19 protein-coding genes are annotated in these 21,398 nt (G+C 66.2%); 1 reads left to right on the top strand and 18 read right to left on the bottom strand.

The window, feature by feature from the left end:
• Positions 1-2: 2 nt before the first annotated feature.
• The 13 genes from hisG to B0920_RS23140 form a co-directional block, all read right to left on the bottom strand.
• Positions 3-674, bottom strand: a complete 672-nt coding sequence (hisG, locus tag B0920_RS23080; RefSeq protein WP_078035042.1) for an ATP phosphoribosyltransferase — start codon at positions 672-674, stop codon at positions 3-5.
• 10 nt (positions 675-684) lie between these two features.
• Entirely contained in the window at positions 685-1,938 is a 1,254-nt protein-coding gene (gene murA / locus B0920_RS23085) for a UDP-N-acetylglucosamine 1-carboxyvinyltransferase (RefSeq protein WP_078035043.1), read from the bottom strand.
• A gap of 2 nt (positions 1,939-1,940) precedes the next feature.
• Positions 1,941-2,177 carry a BolA family protein gene (locus B0920_RS23090; RefSeq protein ID WP_078035044.1) on the bottom strand — a complete coding sequence of 79 codons (237 nt, stop codon included), beginning with the start codon at positions 2,175-2,177 and terminating at the stop codon, positions 1,941-1,943.
• Positions 2,178-2,196: 19 nt separating this feature from the next.
• Positions 2,197-2,964 (bottom strand): ABC transporter permease, encoded by a 768-nt coding sequence (locus tag B0920_RS23095; protein ID WP_078035045.1) that lies wholly within the window; start codon positions 2,962-2,964, stop codon positions 2,197-2,199.
• Complete coding sequence (locus B0920_RS23100; protein ID WP_078035046.1) at positions 2,964-3,881, bottom strand: ABC transporter ATP-binding protein; 918 nt, start codon at positions 3,879-3,881, stop codon at positions 2,964-2,966. Before B0920_RS23100 ends, B0920_RS23095 begins: the two co-directional genes overlap by 1 nt.
• A 148-nt stretch (positions 3,882-4,029) precedes the next feature.
• Positions 4,030-4,305 carry a lipid asymmetry maintenance protein MlaB gene (locus tag B0920_RS23105; RefSeq protein WP_078035047.1) on the bottom strand — a complete coding sequence of 92 codons (276 nt, stop codon included), beginning with the start codon at positions 4,303-4,305 and terminating at the stop codon, positions 4,030-4,032.
• Positions 4,305-4,946 (bottom strand): phospholipid-binding protein MlaC, encoded by a 642-nt coding sequence (locus B0920_RS23110; RefSeq protein ID WP_078035048.1) that lies wholly within the window; start codon positions 4,944-4,946, stop codon positions 4,305-4,307. The genes B0920_RS23105 and B0920_RS23110 overlap by 1 nt, the downstream gene beginning before the upstream one ends.
• A 76-nt stretch (positions 4,947-5,022) precedes the next feature.
• A complete protein-coding gene (locus tag B0920_RS23115; RefSeq protein ID WP_078035049.1) occupies positions 5,023-5,802 on the bottom strand; it encodes a VacJ family lipoprotein in 780 nt (259 codons plus the stop codon).
• Positions 5,799-6,272, bottom strand: a complete 474-nt coding sequence (mlaD, locus tag B0920_RS23120; protein WP_078035050.1) for an outer membrane lipid asymmetry maintenance protein MlaD — start codon at positions 6,270-6,272, stop codon at positions 5,799-5,801. Before mlaD ends, B0920_RS23115 begins: the two co-directional genes overlap by 4 nt.
• A 43-nt stretch (positions 6,273-6,315) precedes the next feature.
• Positions 6,316-7,095, bottom strand: coding sequence for a lipid asymmetry maintenance ABC transporter permease subunit MlaE (gene mlaE, locus B0920_RS23125; protein WP_078035051.1), 780 nt, complete (start codon positions 7,093-7,095; stop codon positions 6,316-6,318).
• On the bottom strand, positions 7,092-7,895 hold the full coding sequence (locus B0920_RS23130; RefSeq protein WP_078035052.1) for an ABC transporter ATP-binding protein: 804 nt from the start codon (positions 7,893-7,895) through the stop codon (positions 7,092-7,094). Before B0920_RS23130 ends, mlaE begins: the two co-directional genes overlap by 4 nt.
• Positions 7,896-8,309: 414 nt before the next feature.
• Positions 8,310-8,927 (bottom strand): FMN-dependent NADH-azoreductase, encoded by a 618-nt coding sequence (locus B0920_RS23135; protein ID WP_078035053.1) that lies wholly within the window; start codon positions 8,925-8,927, stop codon positions 8,310-8,312.
• 110 nt (positions 8,928-9,037) lie between these two features.
• A complete protein-coding gene (locus tag B0920_RS23140) occupies positions 9,038-10,243 on the bottom strand; it encodes an NAD(P)/FAD-dependent oxidoreductase (RefSeq protein WP_078035054.1) in 1,206 nt (401 codons plus the stop codon).
• An 81-nt stretch (positions 10,244-10,324) separates the two neighbouring features.
• On the opposite strand from B0920_RS23140, the gene B0920_RS26410 reads away from it, so the two are divergent.
• Entirely contained in the window at positions 10,325-11,839 is a 1,515-nt protein-coding gene (locus B0920_RS26410) for a PLP-dependent aminotransferase family protein (RefSeq protein WP_078035055.1), read from the top strand.
• A 4-nt stretch (positions 11,840-11,843) separates the two neighbouring features.
• On the opposite strand, the gene B0920_RS23150 is transcribed toward B0920_RS26410, so the two are convergent.
• From B0920_RS23150 to B0920_RS23170, 5 genes are all read right to left on the bottom strand, one after another.
• The gene (locus B0920_RS23150) at positions 11,844-13,307 is read right to left on the bottom strand and encodes a glutamate synthase subunit beta (RefSeq protein ID WP_078035056.1); all 1,464 of its coding nucleotides are present in this window, start codon (positions 13,305-13,307) and stop codon (positions 11,844-11,846) included.
• Between the two features lie 168 nt (positions 13,308-13,475).
• On the bottom strand, positions 13,476-18,197 hold the full coding sequence (locus tag B0920_RS23155) for a glutamate synthase-related protein (RefSeq protein WP_078035057.1): 4,722 nt from the start codon (positions 18,195-18,197) through the stop codon (positions 13,476-13,478).
• Between the two features lie 248 nt (positions 18,198-18,445).
• Positions 18,446-19,156, bottom strand: coding sequence for a transposase (locus tag B0920_RS23160; RefSeq protein WP_078035058.1), 711 nt, complete (start codon positions 19,154-19,156; stop codon positions 18,446-18,448).
• A gap of 335 nt (positions 19,157-19,491) precedes the next feature.
• Entirely contained in the window at positions 19,492-20,172 is a 681-nt protein-coding gene (locus B0920_RS23165) for a response regulator transcription factor (protein ID WP_078035059.1), read from the bottom strand.
• Positions 20,169-21,371 carry a sensor histidine kinase KdpD gene (locus tag B0920_RS23170; RefSeq protein ID WP_229455915.1) on the bottom strand — a complete coding sequence of 401 codons (1,203 nt, stop codon included), beginning with the start codon at positions 21,369-21,371 and terminating at the stop codon, positions 20,169-20,171. The genes B0920_RS23165 and B0920_RS23170 overlap by 4 nt, the downstream gene beginning before the upstream one ends.
• Between the last annotated feature and the right edge of the window lie 27 nt (positions 21,372-21,398).

Below are 21,398 nucleotides of genomic sequence, written 5' to 3' on the forward strand. Positions count from 1 at the left end.
GGTCAGCCTTTGTGCGAGGCGCGCTCAAAGGCCTCGAGGATGGGTTGCAGGCGCTCGCGCTTGAGCTTGAGCGCTGCCTGGTTCACCACCAGGCGCGAGGAGATGTCCATGATTTTTTCGACTTCGACCAGGTTGTTGGCGCGCAGGGTGCCGCCGGTCGAGACCACGTCGACGATGGCGTCCGACAGCCCGACCAGGGGCGCCAGCTCCATCGAGCCGTACAGCTTGATCAGGTCGACGTGCACGCCCTTGGCCGCGAAGTGCTCGCGCGCGGTGTTGACGAACTTGGTCGCCACCCTCAGGCGCGCGCCCTGGCGCACCGCGCTGTCGTAGTCGAAGCCGGCGTTGACCGCCACCGACATGCGGCACTTGGCGATCTGCAGGTCGATCGGCTGGTACAGGCCCTCGCCGCCATGCTCGAGCAGCACGTCGCGGCCGGCCACGCCGAAATCGGCGGCGCCGTGCTGCACGTAGGTCGGCACGTCGGTGGCGCGCACGATCAGCACGCGCACGCCCGGATCGCTGGTCGGGAGGATCAGCTTGCGCGAGGTTTCCGGGTTTTCCAGCACCTCGATGCCCGCCGCCGCCAGCAGCGGCAGGGTGTCCTCGAAGATGCGGCCTTTGGACAGCGCCAAAATCAGCTGCTGGCCCTGGGCCTGTAGAGTCGAATTCATGTCCTTGCCGTTATTTGAGACGCTGGATGTCGGCGCCGACGGCCGACAGTTTCACTTCCATCCGGTCGTAGCCGCGGTCGAGGTGGTAGATGCGGTCCACCACGGTGGTGCCCTCGGCCGCCATGCCGGCGATCACCAGCGAGGCCGAGGCGCGCAGGTCGGTCGCCATCACCGGCGCGCCGACCAGGCGCTCCACTCCCTTGATGAAGGCGGTGTTGCCCTCGGTATGGATGGCCGCGCCCAGGCGGTTCATCTCCTGCACGTGCATGAAGCGGTTCTCGAAGATGGTCTCGGTCACGCGGCTGGGGCCCGAGGCGATCGTGTTCACGGCCATGAACTGGGCCTGCATGTCGGTCGGGAAGCCCGGGTATTCGGTGGTGCGGAAGGACACCGGGTTCGGCCGGCCGTCCATTTTCGCGCGGATGGTGTTACCGGCCACGGTGAGCTGCACGCCCATCTCGCGCAGCTTGTCGAGGGCCACGTCGAAGATGTCGGTGCGGGTGTTGGTCAGCACGATCTCGCCGCCGGTGGCCGCCACCGCGCACAGGAAGGTCGCGGCCTCGATGCGGTCCGAGATCACGGCGTGCTCGGCGCCGTGCAGCGCGGCCACGCCCTGGATCACCAGGCGGTCGGTGCCGATGCCTTCGATCTTCGCGCCCATGGCTACCAGCAAGTTGGCCAGGTCGGTCACTTCCGGCTCGCGCGCGGCGTTTTCCAGCACGGTCTCGCCCTCGGCCAGGGTGGCGGCCATCAGGAGGTTCTCGGTGCCGGTCACGGTGATCATGTCGGTGTGGATGCGCGCGCCCTTGAGCTTGCCGTCGGTCCTGGCGTAGATGTAGCCGCCCTCGATGGTGATCTCGGCGCCCATCGCGCGCAGGCCCTTGATGTGCTGGTCGACCGGGCGCGAGCCGATCGCGCAGCCGCCCGGCAGCGAGACCTTGGCTTCGCCGAAGCGCGCCAGCAGGGGGCCCAGCACCAGGATCGAGGCGCGCATGGTCTTCACCAGCTCGTAGGGCGCGACCAGGGAGGTGATGCTGGCGCCGTTCAGGACCACGTTCTCGTCGTCCTGGTCGACCTTCAGGCCGGTCTGCTCGAGCAGCTTGAGCATGGTGCGCACGTCGTGCAGGCGCGGCACGTTCGACAGGCGCACGTCGCCCGCCGTGAGCAGGCCTGCGCACAGGATGGGCAGCGCCGCGTTCTTGGCGCCGGACACCGGGATTTCACCATTCAGGCGCTTGCCGCCGACGATCTGCAGTTTGTCCATGCTTATCCTTGGTACTCTTCAGGGGTGAGGGTTTTCATCGACAGCGCGTGGATTTCCTCGCGCATGCGGTCGCCGAGCACGGCGTACACCATCTGGTGGCGCTGGATCGGGCGCTTGCCGGCGAAGGCGGCCGAGACGATGACGGCGTTGAAGTGCTGGCCGTCGCCTTCCACTTCGAGGTGGGTGCAATCGAGGCCGGCCTTGATGTAGCTGTGGATCAGTTCAGGTGTGGTTGCCACGGAAACTCCAGTAAATACTTTAGTGGCGCAGCTTGTAGCCGCGCTTGAGCAGGTTGATCGCCACTGCCGCCAGCACCGCGAAGAACACGGCGACGATGGCCAGGCTGGTCCACGGCGACACGTCGGACTTGCCGAAGAACCCGTAGCGGAACCCGTCAATCATATAAAAGAACGGGTTGAAATGCGAGACGGTCAGCCAGAATGGCGGCAGTTTTTGGATGGAATAGAACACCCCGGCCAGGAAGGTCGCCGGCATGATCAGGAAGTTCTGGAAGGCCGCCAGCTGGTCGAACTTCTCGGCCCAGATGCCGGCGATCACGCCCATGGTGCCGAGGATGGCGGCGCCGAAGAAGGCGAACACCACGATCCACCAGGGCGCGACGAAGCTCAGGTCGGCGAACCAGGCGGTGACCAGGAACAGCACCGCGCCCACCACGATGCCGCGCAGGACCGAGGCCAGCACGTAGGCCGACAGGATCTCGACGTGGGACAGCGGCGGCAGCAGGATGAACACCAGGTTGCCGGTGATCTTGGACTGGATCAGCGAGGACGAGGAGTTGGCGAAGGCGTTTTGCAGCACGCTCATCATCACCAGGCCAGGCACCAGGAAGGCGGTGTAGGACACGCCGTCCAGCATCTCGACCCGACCGTCCAGCACGTGGCCGAAGATCAGGAGGTAGAGCATGGCGGTGACCACCGGGGCGGCCACGGTCTGGGTCGCGACCTTCCAGAAGCGCAGCGACTCCTTGTAGAACAGGGTGCGGAAGCCGACGGAGAACAGGCTCATTATTTGCCCTCCATGATCTGGATGAAGATGTCCTCGAGGTCGGCCTGCTCGAGCTGCATCTCGTCGATGACGGCGCCTGATTCACGCAGGCGCGCCAGGATGCCCTCCACTTCCGCGTAGTCGTTCACGCGCAGCGTGTATTTATTGCCGCCGCCGTTGTTCTGGTCATGCTCGTCGTGCGAGACGAGGTGGCGCAGGCCTTCCGGCAGCACGCCGCTTCTCAGGTGCACCACCAGCTGGGAGCCGGACACCCGGCGCAGCAGGTTGGGCATGGTGTCCAGCGCCACCACCTGGCCCAGCTTGAGCATGGCCACGCGCTGGCACATGGCCTGGGCTTCTTCCAGGTAGTGGGTGGTCAGGACCACGGTATGGCCTTCGCGGTTCAGGCGCGAGATGAACTTCCACAGGGTCTGGCGCAGCTCGACGTCGACGCCGGCGGTCGGCTCGTCGAGCACGATCACGGGCGGCTTGTGCACCAGGGCCTGGGCCACCAGCACGCGCCGCTTCATGCCGCCCGACAGGGCGCGCATGTTGACGTCGGCCTTGTTGGTCAGGTCGAGGTTGTGCATCACTTCGTCGATCCAGGCGTCGTTGTTCTTGATGCCGAAGTAGCCGGACTGCAGGCGCAGGGTCTCGCGCACGGTGAAGAAGGGGTCGAACACCAGCTCCTGCGGCACCACGCCAAGGCGCGTGCGCGCCTCGCGGAAGTCGCGCACCACGTCGTGGCCGTGGATGCTGACGCTGCCGGCGTCCGGGCGGATCAGGCCGGCGATGGTGGAGATCAGGGTGGTCTTGCCGGCCCCGTTCGGGCCGAGGAGGCCGAAGAATTCGCCTTCCTCGATGCTGAGGGAGACGCCCTTCAGGGCCTTGAAGCCCTTGTAGCTCTTCTCGACGTTGCTGATTTGGATCGCTGTCATTCTTCTTGGATGGCGCGCGGGCGCCGGGAACGGGCGGTGAAACGGCCCATTATAGGTGAATTCGCTTTGTCAAGAGCGCGGCGAAGGATTCGCCTACAGGGGGCTGGGAGAGGGAGATGACGGCGACGGGCGCGCGGCCCGCCGCCATTCAATGATGGGACAGCAGCGTGTCGACCCCGTACAGGGCCGCCAGCTTGTGCACGTTGTCCGGCACGTTGACGAAGGTGAGGCGCTGGCCGGCGGCCTGGGCGCGGCGCTGCCAGGCCAGCAGCAGGGCGACGCCGGACGAGTCGGCGGCCTTGACGCCGCCGAGGTCGAACACGGTTTCGCCGGCCGCGATGGCCTGCACGCCCTGATCCAGGGCCGCGTGGGCGGTCTGGAAGGTCAGGGCGTCGAGCGAGAGCATGGGATTGGCTTCGGCCATTACTTCGGCGCCTTCAGCGGCTTGCTGGCCAGCTGGGCGTTGCGGTCGGCCAGCGACTTGATCAGGCCGTCGATGCCGCCCTTGTTGATCTGGCTGGTGAAAGTCGACTTGTAGGTCTCGACCAGCCAGGCGCCCAGCACGTTCACGTCGTAGATCTTCCAGCCCTGGGCGCCCTTGGACAGGCGGTAGTTCAGGGTGATCGGCTCGCCGCGGGTGACGTTGACCTGCGAGCGCACTTCCACGTCGGTGGCGCCGGCTTCGGCGCGCATCGGCTTGAATTCCACGGTCTCGTTCTTGATCTGCGAGAGCGCGCCGGCGTAGGTGTAGACCAGCAGGGTGCGGAATTCCTCGGTCAGGCGCTTCTGCTGTTCCGGGGTGGCCTGGCGCCAGAAGCGGCCAGCAGCCTGCTGGGTCATCTTCTCGGCGTCGACGAAGGGCAGGATCTTGGTGTTGACCAGGTCCATGATCTTGTTGCGGTTGCCGGCCTGGATGTCCTTGTCGGCCTTGACCGACTCGATCACGTCGGCGGTGATGCGCTTGACCAGCGCGTCCGGGGCTTCGGCCGGGGCCTGGGCCAGCACACTGGTGGAGAAGGCGACGGTCGCCGCCGCGGTGGCGATCAACTGAATGACTGGCTTCATATAAAAATCTTTCCTTTCGTTGTAGGCCGCGCAAAACGTCGGGGGAGCGCCCGCGGCCCTGACCGGTTAACTCTTCTTACTGCTTTTCGGATGACACCGGTTGCGGCACGACCTGCGAATTCGCGCCTTCTTTCGCTTCTTCCGCTGCGCCGGCATCGGCGCTGGGCGGCGGATTGCCGTCGTACACCTGGCTCTGGCGGCGCTGCAGGTAGCCGTCGCGGATGAACTCGTAGCGGTCCAGGGCGGCGTCTTCCAGCAGGCTGGAGGCGTCGAGCAGGCTGGCGCGCTTGTCGATCACGCGCACGCCGGCGCCGATGTTGCGCCAGTTGGCCGGTTCCTTGTATTTCCAGATGTCACCGCCGATGTCGGCCGGCAGCGCCGCGGTGTCACGCACCGTAGATGGGCCCAACAGCGGCAACATCAAGTAGGGGCCGCTAGGCACGCCCCACACGCCCAGGGTCTGGCCGAAATCCTCGTTGTGCTTGGGGATGCCGGCTTCGGAGGCGATGTCGAGCAGGCCGAAGATGCCGAAGGTCGAGTTCACGGCGACACGGGTGACGTCGCCCATGCCGGCCTGGCCCTTACCCTGCAGCAAGTTATTCACTGCGCTCCAGGCGTCGGACAGGTTGCCGAAGAAATTGCTGACGCCGGTCTGGACAAAGCTCGGGGTCACGTTCTTGTAGGCGGTGGCGGTCGGCTTCAGGACGGTGCGGTCGACCGCGTCGTTGAAGCTGAACACGGCGCGGTTATAGCCTTCCAGCGGATCCTGGGGATTGTTGGTGGTGGCGCAGCCGGTCAGGACGAGGGCGGCGGCGGCGGCGGCCAGGCCGCGGGCGGATTTCGACACGGGAATCATTCGCTAGCTTCCTTTCCATCAGCGGCTTTGCTGTAGATAAATTGGTTAATCAAGTCTTCCAGCACCGCAGCCGACTGGGTGCGGTTGATCCGGTCGCCATCGACCAGGTTCTGGGTGTCGCCACCCGCTTCGATCCCGATGTATTGCTCGCCCAGCAGGCCGGCGGTCAGGATCTTCAACGAACTATCTTTCGGGAACTGGAACTGCTGGTCCAGGTCGAGGCGCACCTGGGCCTGGAAGGTCTTGTCGTCGAAGCGGATCTCGCCGACGCGACCGACCACCACGCCTGCGCTCTTGACGGGCGCCTGCGGCTTGAGTCCGCCAATATTGTCGAACTTGCCAGTGACCGAATAGGTCTTGGTGAAAGACAGCGAGCTCAGGTTACCTGCCTGCAGGGCAAGGAACAACAGGGCTGCGGCGCCCAGCAGGACGAACAGGCCGACCCAGACATCGATGATTTTACGGTGCATAGTATTTCCTAGTATTCAGGCCGTCTGTGCGCGGCCAAACAATTTATTGCGTGAACATCAGGGCGGTCATGATGAAGTCCAGCCCCAGAACCAAGAGCGAAGCGATGACGACGGTGCGGGTGGTGGCGCGCGCGACGTCGGCCGGGGTCGGCTTCACGTGATACCCCTGGAAAACGGCGGTGAAGGTCACGGCGATACCGAACACGAAACTCTTGATCACGCTGCTCAACACGTCGCGCTGCACGTCGACGCCGGCCTGCATCTGCGACCAGAAGGCGCCTTCGTCCAGGCCCAGCAGCTTGACGCCGACCAGGTAGCTGCCCATGATGCCGACCGCCGAGAACACGGCGGCCAGGATCGGCATCGCCACCACGCCGCCCCAGAAACGGGGCGCCAGCACGCGCTGGACCGGATTGACTGCCATCATTTCCATCGCCGACAACTGCTCGCCCGCCTTCATCAGGCCGATCTCGGCCGTGAGCGAGGTCCCGGCGCGGCCCGCGAACAGCAGCGCGGTGACCACCGGCCCCAGTTCGCGCACCAGCGAGAGCGCGGTCAGGGGACCGAGTTTTTCCTCGGCGCCGAACTGGATCAGGTTGACGTAGAACTGCAGGCCCAGCACCAGGCCGACGAACAGGCCGGAGACGATGGTGATGACCAGCGAATAATTGCCGATGAAATGGATCTGCTCGCTGATCAGGGCCGGGCGGCGGAAGGCCCCCGGCGAGAAACGCAGCAGGTTGAAAAAGGCGCGGGTGGCGAAGCCCAGGCTTTCGACGCCTTCGCGCACATTGCAGCCGATGGCGGCCAGGAAACGGATCATCGCTTGCCTCCCAGGCCCAGGTCGTCGCTCAGGGACTTGCCGGGATAGTGGAAGGGCACCGGACCGTCCGGCTCGGCGTTGACGAATTGCTTGACGTAGGGGTCGGTCGAGACGCGCAGCTCGGCCGGCGTACCTTCGGCGACGATCTTGCCCGCCGACATGAAGTACACGTAGTCGGCGATGGCGAAGGTTTCGTTGACGTCGTGCGAGACCAGGATCGACGTCGAGCCGAGGGCGTCGTTCAGGTTGCGGATCAGGTTCGCGGTCAGGCCCATCGAGATCGGATCGAGGCCGGCGAAGGGCTCGTCGTACATGATCAGTTCGGGGTCGAGCGCGATCGCGCGCGCTACCGCCACGCGGCGCGCCATGCCGCCCGAGATCTCGCCCGGCTTGAGGCGGTGGGCGTTGCGCAGGCCGACGGCGTTGAGCTTCATCAACACCAGGTTGCGGATCAGTTCTTCGGGCAGGTCGGTGTGTTCGCGCAGGGGGAAGGCGACGTTGTCGAAGATCGACAGGTCGGTGAACAGGGCGCCGAACTGGAACAGCATGCCCATGCGGCGGCGCAGGCGGTAGAGGCCCTCGGTATTGAGTGCGTGGACGACCTCGCCGTTGACACGGACTTCGCCGCGCTGGGGACGGATCTGCCCGCCAATCAGGCGCAGGACCGTGGTCTTGCCGCAGCCCGAACCGCCCATGACGGCGACCAGCTTACCGCGCGGGAAATCCATGCGGAGATTCGACAAGATGGAACGCTCTCCGTACGCAAAGTGCAGATCGCGAATTTCGACTAGGTTCGACACAGCGTAAGTAATAATTGGGGAATCCGGTATTGTAGTGCAGAAAGGGCAATCCCTGCTTGAGACGGCCCGGATCTGAAGGGAGACACGACGTACTATTACAACAAAAATAACTCGCCGGTCAATAATTTTAGTTTCTAAGTGCTTGTTTTTTCAGAGATATGTATATCTCGCAAGATTGGTTTTGTTGAATCATATCAACAAATTCCTTGTGGAAACTACCCTCTGCGATGGGGTCATTGCCCGCCCAAAAGGGTGGCAAAAGTTACAATGTGAAACCGACTTTACGACTTGTCACAACTCGTCACCGGTCTGGCTGTCACTTTGGTCATAGCGCTGGTGTCGGGAACGGCTTGGCCCGCGGGGTCTGCATTGAAATACTGCTTCCCTGCGCGACTGGATGCAGACGCGGCAGTATCAGGCCGCTCGCGCCAGGCCGAAGTGCCGGTCCACCGCCGCCAGCGCCTCCTCGCGCGCCTGCACCGCCCGCTCCGCCCCGAGCGACATTCCTTCCATCGAAAACACGGTGATGTCCTTCAAGCCGATCATCGGCAGCACCGCGCGCAGGTAAGGCTCGAGAAAGTCCGGCTGGCGCGCGCGTTCGCCGGTGCGCCAGCCGCCGCTTGCGATGGCGATGTAGACCGGCCGGTCCGGCAGATTGCCGACCTTGCCCTGCGGGCTGGGACGCATGGTGCGGTGCATGCGCACCACGTGGTCGATCCAGGCCTTCAGGGTCGACGGCACCGTCAGGTTGTGCATGGGTGTGCCGATCACCAGGATGTCGGCCCGCACCAGTTCGGCGATCAGGCGCTCGGAGCGGCCCAGTGCCCCGTGTTCGCCCGGCTGGTCGACGCCGCTGCCCAGGGCGAGGGCGTACTCGGCGTCGACGTGTTCGAGGGCGTCCTCGTCCAGGGCGCGCAGGGTGACGCTGGCGCCGGGGTGGCGCGCCAGCAGGCGCTCGACCACGCGGCTGGACAGCAGGTGGCTGTTGGCCTGGCCGCCGCGCGGGCTGGCCGTGATGTGCAGGATGTTCATGGATGCTCCGTTAAGTAGCGATGGTAGGCGAGGCCGCGCCGGCCGTCATCCCGCGAAGTGCAGACGCAGGCCGCACTTCGCCGGGACGGCGCTCCCCGGTTTGCGCCGGTTCAGGGCACGATCACGTGGTCCGGCTTGGCCAGGGCAAAAGCGGCTTCGCGGTCCGGGGCGGGCGGGTAGATCCATTGGGTATTGATGGCGCGCTTGAGGGCCTTGCCTTCCTCCCGGGTCAGCTTCACCTGGCGATCCCAGCCCTCGGTATAGAGCGCCCCCCAGGGGCCGAGGTCGAGACAGGTCACGTACTTGGGCTGGCTGTAGGGGTGCAGCGGCAGGCCGACCAGTTCGGCGACCGCATTGTAGCCGGCGACCCGGCCCAGGCTCAGCGCGTGCTGGCAGGACATTGCCGCCACGTTGCCGATGTCGTCGGCGGCGGCGCGCGCCACGTCGCCGGTCACGTACACGCCCTCCACCGGCGAACGCAGGTAGGGGTCGGCGACCACCCGGCCGAAGCGGTCGTGTTCGGCGCCGATCTGGGCGGCGAGCGGATTGGCGCGCATGCCGGCGGTCCAGATCACGGTGGCGGCCGGGATGCGGCGGCCGTCGGCCGTCACCACGCCTTCGGCGTCGATCGCGGCCAGGGCGGCCGAGGTGATCACCTCGACCCCGGTCTCGGCCAGCGCTTCCTCGATCACCGGGCGCGGCACCGGGCCCAGCTCGGGGCCGACCACCTCGGCCTGTTCCAGCATGACCACGCGCAGCTTGGCGTCGTGGCCGAGGATGGCGCGCAGGCGCTCCGGCATTTCGGTGGCGGTCTCGATGCCGGTGAAGCCGCCGCCCACCACCACCACGGTGTTGCGCGCCGCGCTTTCGGGCTGGCTGGCCAGGCCGGCCAGGTGGCGGTTCAGCCTGTCGGCCTCGTGCAGCTGGTCGACGTTGAAGCTATATTCTTTCAGGCCGGGCAGCGGCGGATTGAGCACCTGGCTGCCGGTGGCCAGGATGAAGCGGTCGTAGGCCAGGTGTTCGCGGCTGCCGTCGTTGCGCAGCACCTCCACGCTGCGGTCGGCGGCATGAATGCGCTCGATGCGGCCGGCCAGGTGGCGCACGCCCACGGCGGTGAACAGCGGGCCCAGTTCCGGGGCCATGCCCTCGAGCGAGGCTTCGTAGAGGCGGGGACGCATGTGCAGGGCGGCCTCGGGCGAGACCACGGTGATGGCGACTTCATCCGACTTGCCGGCGACGAAAGCGGCGCGGGCGGCGGCCAGGGCGGCCCACAGGCCTGCGAAACCGCTGCCGGCGATGACGATGTTCTGGTTCATGGTTCTCTCCTTCAAGGTAAGTGGCGATGGAGGCATTCTGCGGCTACACTGGACCGATGTATTGAGCCGGTTTCCTCACAAATGACTGATCCACTTCCCTCACCGGCGCGCAGCAGGAGCGTCCCCTGGTCGCTGTCCCTGGGCCAGCCGGCTCAAGGCGAGACCCTGCAGCGCTGGCTCTACCGCAGCCTGCGCCAGGCCATCCTCGACGGCCGCCTGGCCGAAGGCGCGCGCCTGCCCGGCTCGCGCGCCCTGGCCCAGCAGTACGGCACGGCGCGCGGCACCGTGCAGCTGGCCTACGACCAGCTGCTGTCCGAGGGCTATCTGCTGGCCGAGCGCGGCAGCGGCACGCGGGTGAGCCGGGTGCTGCCGGACGCCAGCCTGCAAGCCGGGCCGGCCCCAACGCGCGTCGAGCGGGAGGCGGCGCCGCAATCGGACGGCCCCTGGATGCAGCGCGTGGGCCAGCTCGCGCCGGCGTTTCCCCTGCGTCCGCCAAATTCGCTGCCGACCGCCTTCCACCCGCACCGCTGCGACGTGCGCGGCTTCCCGGTCGACCTCTGGCGGCGGCTGCACGGCCGCCACCTGCGCAGCTCGAAGCTGGCGATCCTGTCCGAGACCGAGGCCGCCGGCCTGCCGGCCCTGCGCGCCGCCATCGCGCGCCACCTCGACCTGGCGCGCGGCGTCGCGGTCTCGCCCGACCAGATCGTGGTGCTGGGCAGCGTGCAGCAGGCGCTCGACATCAGCCTGCGGCTTTTGGTCTCGCCGGGGGAAGCGGTATGGATGGAGGACCCGGGTTATCCGGGGGCGCGCCAGGCCATGCTGGCCCACGGCGCGCGGGTGGTGGACGTGCCGGTCGACGCCGACGGCCTGCGGGTGGTGGATGCGGAGCGCGCCGCGCCGGATGCGCGCCTGGCCTACGTGACCCCGGCGCGCCAGGCGCCGCTGGGCATGGCCTTGTCGCCGGAGCGCCGCCTGGCCCTGCTGCGCTGGGCGCACGAGCGCGGCGCCATCGTGTTCGAGGACGACTATGACAGCGAATACCGCTTCTCGGCCAAGCCGGTGCCGGCCCTGCGCAGCATGGAGGGCGGAGACAGCCACGTGGTGCTGGCGGGGACCTTCAGCAAGCTGCTGTTCCCGGCGATCCGGATCGCCTTCGTGGCCCTGCCCTGGCAACTGGTCGAGCCCTTCCAGCGCGCCGCCTCGCTGGCCGCGCGCAACGCCAACGCGCTGACCCAGGCGGTGCTGGCGGACTTCCTGGACGAGGGCCACTTCGACCGCCACGTGCGGCGCATGCGGCGCGTCTATGCGGCGCGCGCCGAAGCCTTCGAGGACGCCGCGCGGCGCCATTGGGAGGGATTGATCGAGGTGCCGCCGATCACGGCGGGCCTGGACGTGGTGACGCGCCTGCTGGCCCACGAGGAGCGCGCGGCCTGGCAGCGCCTGGCGGCGGCCGGGCTGACCGCCTTCCCGCTGGAGCGCTACACGGCGCGGGCCGTGCAGCCGCCTTCGCTGACCATGGGCTTCGCCGCCTTCGACGAGCGCGCCATCGAATCCGGCGCGCGGGCGGTGGCCGCGGCGATGCGCGGCCCCGCTTGAGGGCTCAGCGCGGCAGGACCGAGCTGCCCATCAGGAACTCGTCGACGGCGCGCGCGCACTGGCGGCCTTCGCGGATCGCCCACACCACCAGCGACTGGCCGCGGCGCATGTCGCCGGCAGTGAAGACCTTGGGCACCGAGGTCTGGTAGCAGCCTTCGCCGTCGGTGCTGGCGCGGGCGTTGCCGCGCGCGTCCTTCTGCACGCCGAAGGCGTCCAGCACGTTCTGCACCGGCGAGACGAAGCCCATGGCCAGGAACACCAGGTCGGCCTTGAGTTCGAATTCGGAGTCCGGCACTTCGACCATCTTGCCGTCCTTCCATTCGACCCGGCAGGCGATCAGCTTCTCGACCTTGCCGCCCTTGCCTTCCAGGCGCTTGGTGGCCACCGCCCAGTCGCGCTGGCAGCCTTCCTCGTGCGAGGACGAGGTGCGCAGGCGGGTAGGCCAGTAGGGCCAGACCAGGGGCTTGTTCTCCTGCTCGGGCGGCTGGGGCAGCAGCTCGAACTGGGTGACCGAGGCCGCGCCGTGGCGGTTCGAGGTGCCGACGCAGTCGGAACCGGTGTCGCCGCCGCCGATCACGATCACGTGCTTGCCGGTGGCCTTGATCTGGTCCTTGAGCTTGTCGCCCGCGTTCACGCGGTTCTGCTGGGGCAGGAAGTCCATCGCGAAGTGCACGCCCTTGAGCTCGCGGCCCGGGACCGGCAGGTCGCGCGGCTGCTCGGCGCCGCCGGCCAGGATGACGGCGTCGAAGTCCTTGGCCAGGTCTTCCGGGAAGATGGTGTCGCGCGCCATGTTGTTGACGCTGGCCGGGAAGTCCTTGCCGACCAGGACACTGGTGCGGAAGGTGACGCCTTCGGCCTGCATCTGTTCGACGCGGCGGTCGATCAGCTGCTTTTCCATCTTGAAGTCGGGGATGCCGTAGCGCAGCAGGCCGCCGATGCGGTCGCTCTTCTCGAACACCGTGACGTCGTGGCCGACGCGCGCCAGCTGCTGGGCGGCGGCCAGGCCGGCCGGACCGGAGCCGATCACGGCGACTTTCTTGCCGGTCTTGGAGGCCGGGGGCTGGGGCACGATCCAGCCGCGTTCCCAGCCGGTGTCGGCGATCTTGCGCTCGATCGACTTGATGCCGACCGGCTCGTTGTTGATGCCCAGGGTGCAGGCGGCTTCGCAGGGGGCCGGGCAGATGCGGCCGGTGACTTCGGGGAAGTTGTTGGTCGAGTGCAGGTTGTCCACCGCCTGGCGGTAGTTGCCATGGTAGACCAGGTCGTTCCAGTCCGGGATCATGTTGTTGACCGGGCAGCCCGTGTTGCAGAAGGGGATGCCGCAATCCATGCAGCGCGCGCCCTGCACCTTGGCCTGGCCGTCGGTCAGGGTGACGACGAATTCCTTGTAGTTCTTGACGCGAACGGCGGGTTCGAGGTGATCCTCTTCCTGCCGTGCGAATTCCATGAAGCCGGTAATTTTGCCCACGTTGTTTTCCTTTTGTCCTTCGGGTGACGCAGCCTGCTGCCCCGCCACCACCATCGTCGTTCGCCCACCGCCGTCATCCCCGCGTAGGCGGGGATCCAAGTTTGCATGCGTATCGTGAGCGCACGCCTAACTTGGGTCCTCGCCTCCGCGGGGAGGACGTTGTGTTGGTCAGGCCGCCATCTCGATCTTGTCGTTCGCCTCTTCCATGCTCGAGTTGTGCATCTCTTCGAGCGCCCGCTTGTAGTCGGTCGGGAAGACCTTGACGAACTTGGTGCGGCTGTTCGCCCAGTCGTCCAGCAGGTTGCGCGCGCGGGTCGAGCCCGTGTGCTTGAAGTGGCGTTCGATCAGGCGGCGCAGGATCATCTCGTCCGATTCGCGCTCGCCGTCGCGGGTCTGGCTGTGCCAGCCGGATTTGTCGCCCTGCTGCTTGGTCGGCAGCACCGGCTCCAGGTTGACCATCGCCGTGTTGCACTTGCCCTCGAACTCGCCCTTCGGATCGTAGACATAGGCCACGCCGCCCGACATGCCTGCCGCGAAGTTGCGGCCGGTCTCGCCCAGCACCACCACGGTGCCGCCGGTCATGTATTCGCAACCGTGGTCGCCGCAGCCTTCCACCACGGCGGTGGCGCCCGAGTTACGCACTGCGAAGCGCTCGCCGGCCACGCCGTTGAAGAAGGCTTCGCCCGCGATCGCGCCATACAGCACGGTATTGCCGACGATGATGTTGTCCACCGCCCAGCCGCGGAACTCGGTGTTCGGACGCACGATGATGCGGCCGCCCGACAGGCCCTTGCCCACGTAGTCGTTGCCTTCGCCGACCAGGTCCATCGTGATGCCGGCCGCCAGGAAAGCCGCGGCCGACTGGCCGGCGGTGCCCTGGAGCTGGATGTGGATGGTGTCGTCCGGCAGGCCGGCATGGCCGTAGCGCTTGGCCACTTCGCCCGACAGCATCGCGCCCACGGTGCGGTTGACGTTCTTCACCGGCGAGATGAAGGAGACCCGCTCGCCCTTCTCCAGCGCAGCCTTGGCCTGGGCGATCAGCTTGTGGTCGAGGGCCTTGTCCAGGCCATGGTCCTGGGCGTCGGTGTGGAACAGCTGGCGCGGGGCGTCGGTCTTGGGCTGGTAGAAGATGTTCGAGAAGTCCAGTCCCTGGGCCTTCCAGTGCCCGATCGCCTTCGACTTGTCGAGCAGGTCGGCGCGGCCGATCAGTTCGTCGTAGGTGCGGATGCCCAGCTGGGCCATCAGCTGGCGGGCTTCCTCGGCCACGAAGAAGAAGTAGTTCACCACGTGTTCCGGCTTGCCCTGGAACTTGGCGCGCAGGACCGGGTCTTGCGTGGCCACGCCCACCGGGCAGGTGTTCAGGTGACACTTGCGCATCATGATGCAGCCTTCCACCACCAGCGGCGCGGTGGCGAAGCCGATTTCGTCGGCGCCCAGCATGGCGGCGATCACGACGTCGCGGCCGGTGCGCATCTGACCGTCGGCCTGGACGCGGATGCGGCTGCGCAGGCCGTTGAGCACCAGGGTCTGCTGGGTTTCGGCCAGGCCCAGCTCCCAGGGGGTGCCGGCGTGCTTGACCGAGGACAGCGGCGAGGCGCCGGTGCCGCCGTCATGGCCCGCCACCACCAGGTGGTCGGCCTTGGCTTTCGAGACGCCGGCGGCGACGGTGCCGATGCCGACTTCCGACACCAGCTTGACCGAGATCGAGGCGCGCGGATTGGCGTTCTTGAGGTCGTGGATCAGCTGGGCCAGGTCTTCGATCGAATAGATGTCGTGGTGCGGCGGCGGCGAGATCAGGCCCACGCCCGGCACCGAGAAGCGCAGCGACGCGATGTACTCGGACACCTTGTGGCCCGGCAGCTGGCCGCCTTCGCCCGGCTTGGCGCCCTGGGCCATCTTGATCTGGATCTGGTCGGCCGAGTTCAGGTACTCGGCGGTGACGCCGAAGCGGCCCGAGGCCACCTGCTTGATCTTGGAGCGCAGCGAATCGCCCTCTTCCAGCGGGATGTCGGCGACCACGCGGTCCGCGCCCAGGATCGAAGCCAGGGTCTCGCCCTTGCTGATCTTGATGCCCTTGAATTCGTTCACGTAGCGCAGCGGGTCTTCGCCGCCTTCACCGGTGTTGCTCTTGCCGCCGATGCGGTTCATCGCGATCGCCAGGGTGGCGTGGGCTTCGGTCGAGATCGAGCCGAGCGACATGGCGCCGGTGGCGAAACGCTTGACGATTTCCTTGGCCGGCTCGACTTCCTCCAGCGGGATCGCCTTGCTCGGGTCGATCTTGAACTCGAACAGGCCGCGCAGGGTCAGGTGGCGGCGCGACTGGTCGTTGATCAGCTGGGCGTACTCTTTATAGGTCGAGAAGTTGTTGGCGCGGGTCGAGTGCTGCAGCTTGGCGATCGCGTCAGGAGTCCACAGGTGGTCTTCGCCACGCACGCGGAAGGCGTATTCGCCGCCCACGTCGAGGGCGTTGGCCAGCACCGGATCGTCGCTGAAGGCCAGGGTGTGCAGGCGCAGCGCTTCCTCGGCCACCTCGAACAGGCCGATCCCTTCGACGGTCGAGGAGGTGCCCTTGAAGTACTTGTCGACCAGCGACTTGTTCAGGCCTACGGCCTCGAAGATCTGGGCGCCGCAGTAGGACATGTAGGTCGAGATGCCCATCTTGGACATCACTTTCAGCAGGCCCTTGCCGATCGCCTTGATGTAGTTGTAGATCGCGGTGTCGACCGACATCTCGTGCGGCAGACCGTGGGCCAGGTCGGCCAGGGTTTCCAGCGCCAGGTAGGGGTGCACGGCTTCCGCGCCGTAGCCCGCCAGCAGGGCGAAGTGGTGGGTCTCGCGGGCCGAGCCGGTTTCGACCACCAGGCCGGTGGAGGCGCGCAGGCCGCGCGCCACCAGGTGCTGGTGGATGCTGGAGGTGGCCAGCAGCGCAGGGATCGCGACCATGTCGGGCGAGAGCTTGCGGTCCGAGACGATCAGGATGTTGTGGCCGGACTTGACCGCGTCCACGGCTTCGGCGCACAGCGAGGCGATCGAGGCTTCGATGCCTTCCTTGCCCCAGCTGGTCGGGTAGCAGATGTTCAGCTCATAGGACTTGAACTTGCCGCCGGTGTGCTGGCCGATGTGGCGCAGGCGCGCCATGTCGTCGAAGTTGAGGATCGGCTGCGAGACCTCGAGGCGCATCGGCGGGTTGACGTTGTTGGTGTCCAGCAGGTTCGGCTTGGGGCCGATGAAGGACACCAGCGACATCACCATGCTTTCGCGGATCGGGTCGATCGGCGGGTTGGTGACCTGGGCGAACAGCTGCTTGAAGTAGTTGTACAGCGGCTTGAGCTTGTTCGAGGTGACGGCCAGGGGCGAGTCGTTGCCCATCGAGCCGGTGGCTTCCTCGGCCAGCACCGCCATCGGCGCCATCAGGAACTTGAGGTCTTCCTGGGTATAGCCGAAGGCCTGCTGGCGGTCGAGCAGGGTCACGGGCGCCTTCTCGCCCTGGGCGGCGGCGTCCTTGGCGCGATGCAGCGCGAGCTGGGACTCGGACAGCTTGATTTCGTTGAGCTTGATGCGCACCGACTTGATCCAGGCCTTGTAGGGCTTGGCGTTGGAGTAGGTGTCCTTCAGTTCCTTGTCGTCGATGATGCGGCCGGCTTCGAGGTCGATCAGGAACATCTTGCCCGGCTGGAGGCGCCATTTCTTGACGATGCGCGATTCGGGAATCGGCAGCACGCCCGATTCCGAGGCCATCACCACCAGGTCGTCCTCGGTCACGACGTAGCGCGCCGGACGCAGGCCGTTGCGGTCCAGGGTGCCGCCGATGTGGCGGCCGTCGGTGAAGGCCATGGCGGCCGGGCCGTCCCAGGGTTCCATCATCGCGGCGTGGTATTCGTAGAAGGCGCGGCGGTTGTCGTCCATCGAGGTGTGGTTTTCCCAGGCCTCGGGGATCATCATCATCATCGCCTGGGCGATCGGGTAGCCGGCCATGACCAGCAGTTCGAGCGCGTTGTCGAAGCAGGCGGTGTCGGACTGGCCTTCGTAAATCAGCGGGAACAGCTTGTTCAGGTCTTCGCCCAGCACGGCCGACTTGAGCATGCCTTCGCGGGCGCGGGTCCAGTTGAAGTTGCCCTTGACGGTGTTGATCTCGCCGTTGTGCGCGATCAGGCGGTAGGGGTGGGCCAGCGGCCATTCCGGGAAGGTGTTGGTCGAGAAGCGCTGGTGCACCAGGGCCAGGGCCGAGATGCAGCGCGGATCCTGCAGGTCCTTGTAATAGACGCCGACCTGGTCGGCCAGCAGTAGCCCCTTGTACACGATGGTGCGCGCCGACATCGAGGGCACGAAGAATTCCTTGCCGTGCATGAGCTTGAGCGCCTGGATCGCGTGGCCGGAGGACTTGCGGATCACGTAGAGCTTACGCTCGAGGGCGTCGGTGACCATGATGTCCGGGCCGCGGCCGATGAAGATCTGGCGGATCACCGGCTCCTTGGCCTTGACGAAGGGCGACATCGGCATGGTCTCGTCGACCGGCACGTTGCGCCAGCCGAGCACGACCTGGCCCTCGATGCGCACGGCGCGCTCGATTTCCTGTTCGCAGGCGATGCGCGAGGCATGCTCTTTCGGCAAGAACACCATGCCCACGCCGTACTCGCCGGGCGGCGGCAGTTCGACGCCCTGCTTGGCCATCTCGTCGCGGAAGTACTGGTCGGGGATCTGGATCAGGATGCCCGCACCGTCGCCCATCAGCGGATCGGCGCCGACGGCGCCCCGGTGGTCGAGGTTCTTCAGGATCATCAGGCCTTGCTCGATGATCGAGTGGCTCTTGTTGCCCTTGATGTGGGCGATGAAACCGACGCCACAGGCATCGTGCTCATTGGCGGGATCGTACAAACCTTGGGCAATCATGAGGCGTTCTCCACGTCGTGTACTGCGAATTCGGGGGGTTGAATGCCGAGAATAGTGCAATGCAGCAGAATCAGCAACAAGAAAAATTAGGGTCGGAGTCGAATTTTTTGACAACTTTTTAAAAGCTCTTAAAATTGGGGACAGAGTCATTCGCCGCCGAGCTGCACGCCTATTTCCTTGATTTGAAAAGAAAAAGCCAAAATGAAAACGGCACGGATAACCGTGCCGCAGATAGGGGATTGAACCGTTCAGGCCGCTGGGAGGGGCGGAATCGGCTGCTTGCGGGGGCGCCCGCGCTTGGCGGGGAGGATCTGGCGCTGGGTCTTGCGCTCCAGCTCGGCCTTGAAGGTCTGGGAAGCCAGCGGCGAATTCTTGAGCACCGAGCTGGTAATGAAGTCGACCTCGGTTTGCGGCATGCCCTGCTCCACCAGGCCCATATAGGCGGCCTCGCGCTGGAAGGGCGTATTGCCCAGGCTCCAGAACAGCGTGTGGTCAGTGATCAGGCTGTCGGGACGGATGCCGGCGTGGTGCGCATAACTGGACCAGGAATAGTCGGCCGCCGAACTGACGAGCTCGGCGCGCACCGGGTTCAGTTCGATATACCGGCTGCAGGCCAGGAAATAGCTGTCGGTATCGATCAGCGAGGTGCGGAAACGCCCCTCGAACAGGCCGCCCGAGCGCTCGTACTTGTGATTGAACCAGGGCACGTAGAGGCGGCCGAGCTTCTGCATCATCTGGGCCAGACCGGTATCGTTGACGGGCGTTGCCAGCAGATGGATGTGATTCGGCATCAGCACATAGGCATGAATCGCCACTTCGTAGAAGCGCGAGATTTCCTTGAGCCAGGACAGGAAGCGCTGGTAATCCGCCTCTTCACGGAAGATGGTCTGGCGGTTGTTGCCACGCTGGATCACGTGGTAGGGCTGGTTCGGAACGATGAGTCGGGGAAGGCGGGCCATGGTTCTTCTCGAGGACAAGCGACTATTGTAGCCCAGGCCGATGACTCTGTCCCTAATTAAAATCAATAAGGCCTGAAATCGCCTCGACTCTGTCCCTAATTATTTCGCGAAGTGTCCCAAACACCATTGACTCTGTCCCTCTTTTTGCAAAAAGAGCAAAAAATCCACGGCGCCAGCGGGAAATTGGCCAATAAATCGACTCCGACCCTAGTTTTATACTCTGTCCCTCTTTTTGCAAAAAGGGCAAAAAATCAACGGCGCCAGCAGTAAATTGGCCAATAAATCGACTCCGACCCTAGTTTTATAGGGCCGAGAGGCAAGCGCGGCAGTCGGAATCAGGCGAGGTTGAAGCCGGCCGAGAGGGAGTAGCCCTCGCCGTAGGCGCTGCGCAGCGGCAGGTCCTGGCCCAGGCCGGAGCGCGCTTTCTTGCGCAGGCGGTAGACCAGCATGTCGACCCGGCGGCTGGCATCCGGATCTTCACCACCCATGCCGGCCACGATCACGTGACGCGGCACCGGGCGGGTATTGATGGTGAGCAGGTGCAGGAAATTGCACTCTTTTTCGGTCAGGTCGATCACCTTGCCCGAGAGCTCGAGCTGGCGAGCGCTCACGCGCAGGGTCCACTTGCTCGGCGTCGGCGCGGTCTCGGGCGGACGCACGCGGCGGTCCAGCGCCTCGATGTGGGCGGCCAGTTCGGGGAACTTGATCGGCTTGGTCAGGTAGTGGTCGGCGCCCAGGCGCAGGCCGAGGATGCGGTTGTCGAAGGCCACCCGGCCGGTCAGCACCAGCAGCCCGATCTCGGGATACAGCTGGCGCATGCGCGGGATCACGTTGAAGCCATCCTCGTCCGGCAGGCCGAGGTCGAGCACCACCACGGCGGCAGGGGTGCGCGTGAGCGCGGCCCACATCTCGCTGGCGGTGCGGGCGATCGTGACCTCATGATCGAGTTCCCGGAGGAACTCGGCCATGTCGTCGGCGTATTCGCCATTGTCTTCAACAATCAGTATCTGCGTCATGGGTTGGCCATGTTATTCGTGTCTTGCCCAGCGTTACTATCGGAAACGCCGGACCGATTATCACTGCTGGGGCGGTCAGAGGCAAGCTGTTGTTGCCCTAAGCCATCACCGGCGGGTAGCCAGAGACGGAATTCGGCGCCCTCCCCGATTGGCGCCAGGTGCAGGCTGCCGCCGTGGACGTCGAGGATGGAGCGCGCCATATATAAACCGAGGCCGCTGCCCGGCAGGCCGGCCGCGTTGCTTCCCCGGTAGCCTTTGTCGAAGATGCGCGCGGCATCCTGGGCCGGCACGCCGGCGCCGCGGTCGCGCACCGCGATCTCGACGCCGCCGCCGCCGGGGCGCGCGTTCAGGCTCACCGGCGTGCCAGGTGGCGAGAAGGCCAGCGCATTGTCGACCAGGACTTGCAGCGCCAGCCGCAGTCCGGCCGGTTCGCCGCGCAGGCGCAGGGCGGCGCCGGCGACTTCCACCTCGGCCTCGCGCCCGGCCGCGCGCACGCGGGCGGCGCCCCCCTCGACCAGTTCGCCGAGCGTGAGGGTGCTGGCCTGGCGGGTTTTGCCGATGGCGGCCATGCGGTCGGGCGACAGGTAATCGTCGAGCATGCCGATCAGGCGGTCGACCGCGCCGGCGATCTTGCGGTAGCGCTGGCGGGTAGCGTCGTCGGCGCCGACGGCGGTCGCCTCGAGGCGCTGGATGGCGCCGTCGATGGTGGCCAGCGGCGTGCGGAATTCGTGATTGAGCATGCTGGCGACGCGCTTCTGCTCGGCCAGGTGGGCGCGCTGCGCCGAGCGGTCGCGCAGCAGGCCGACCAGGGCCACATTCGACGGGCCCTCGTCCACCACGGTGGCCAGCACCTCGAGCGGCAGGGGGCGGCCCTGGGCGTCGGCCACTTCCAGTTCCCGGGCCGTGCGCTCGCCCGGCGCGCGGCTGGCCGCCTCGCGCAGGCAGGCCGCCAGCATGGCGAGCGGCGCGCCGGCGGCGGGAGCGTTCAGGGCTTGCTGGAGGACGGTCGGCGGATGGCCGAGCCGGCCGACGAAGGCCGGGCTGAGGTAGCGCAGGGTGAAGGAAGGCAGGGCGATGCTAAAAGCCACGTCGCCACCCAGTTCGGCCATGGTCCGGAACTGCGCGGCCGGGATCCCGGCGCCGGGCGCCGCTGCGGCTTCGGCGAGCTCAACGGTGGGATCTTGCGGCTTTCGGTTCACGGGCGTTCCAGGGAACATACAGGAACG

It is taken from the genome of Massilia sp. KIM, assembly GCF_002007115.1.
Lineage (GTDB): Bacteria > Pseudomonadota > Gammaproteobacteria > Burkholderiales > Burkholderiaceae_D > Telluria.

What these genes read in the sequence shown, in the direction of transcription:
- hisG (WP_078035042.1), bottom strand. Translation starts at nt 674, where the DNA reads ATGAATTCGACTCTACAGGCCCAGGGCCAGCAGCTGATTTTGGCGCTG.
- murA (WP_078035043.1), bottom strand. Translation starts at nt 1,938, where the DNA reads ATGGACAAACTGCAGATCGTCGGCGGCAAGCGCCTGAATGGTGAAATC.
- B0920_RS23095 (WP_078035045.1), bottom strand. Translation starts at nt 2,964, where the DNA reads ATGAGCCTGTTCTCCGTCGGCTTCCGCACCCTGTTCTACAAGGAGTCG.
- B0920_RS23100 (WP_078035046.1), bottom strand. Translation starts at nt 3,881, where the DNA reads ATGACAGCGATCCAAATCAGCAACGTCGAGAAGAGCTACAAGGGCTTC.
- B0920_RS23105 (WP_078035047.1), bottom strand. Translation starts at nt 4,305, where the DNA reads ATGGCCGAAGCCAATCCCATGCTCTCGCTCGACGCCCTGACCTTCCAG.
- B0920_RS23110 (WP_078035048.1), bottom strand. Translation starts at nt 4,946, where the DNA reads ATGAAGCCAGTCATTCAGTTGATCGCCACCGCGGCGGCGACCGTCGCC.
- B0920_RS23115 (WP_078035049.1), bottom strand. Translation starts at nt 5,802, where the DNA reads ATGATTCCCGTGTCGAAATCCGCCCGCGGCCTGGCCGCCGCCGCCGCC.
- mlaD (WP_078035050.1), bottom strand. Translation starts at nt 6,272, where the DNA reads ATGCACCGTAAAATCATCGATGTCTGGGTCGGCCTGTTCGTCCTGCTG.
- mlaE (WP_078035051.1), bottom strand. Translation starts at nt 7,095, where the DNA reads ATGATCCGTTTCCTGGCCGCCATCGGCTGCAATGTGCGCGAAGGCGTC.
- B0920_RS23135 (WP_078035053.1), bottom strand. Translation starts at nt 8,927, where the DNA reads ATGAACATCCTGCACATCACGGCCAGCCCGCGCGGCGGCCAGGCCAAC.
- B0920_RS23140 (WP_078035054.1), bottom strand. Translation starts at nt 10,243, where the DNA reads ATGAACCAGAACATCGTCATCGCCGGCAGCGGTTTCGCAGGCCTGTGG.
- B0920_RS26410 (WP_078035055.1), top strand. Translation starts at nt 10,325, where the DNA reads ATGACTGATCCACTTCCCTCACCGGCGCGCAGCAGGAGCGTCCCCTGG.
- B0920_RS23155 (WP_078035057.1), bottom strand. Translation starts at nt 18,197, where the DNA reads ATGATTGCCCAAGGTTTGTACGATCCCGCCAATGAGCACGATGCCTGT.
- B0920_RS23160 (WP_078035058.1), bottom strand. Translation starts at nt 19,156, where the DNA reads ATGGCCCGCCTTCCCCGACTCATCGTTCCGAACCAGCCCTACCACGTG.
- B0920_RS23165 (WP_078035059.1), bottom strand. Translation starts at nt 20,172, where the DNA reads ATGACGCAGATACTGATTGTTGAAGACAATGGCGAATACGCCGACGAC.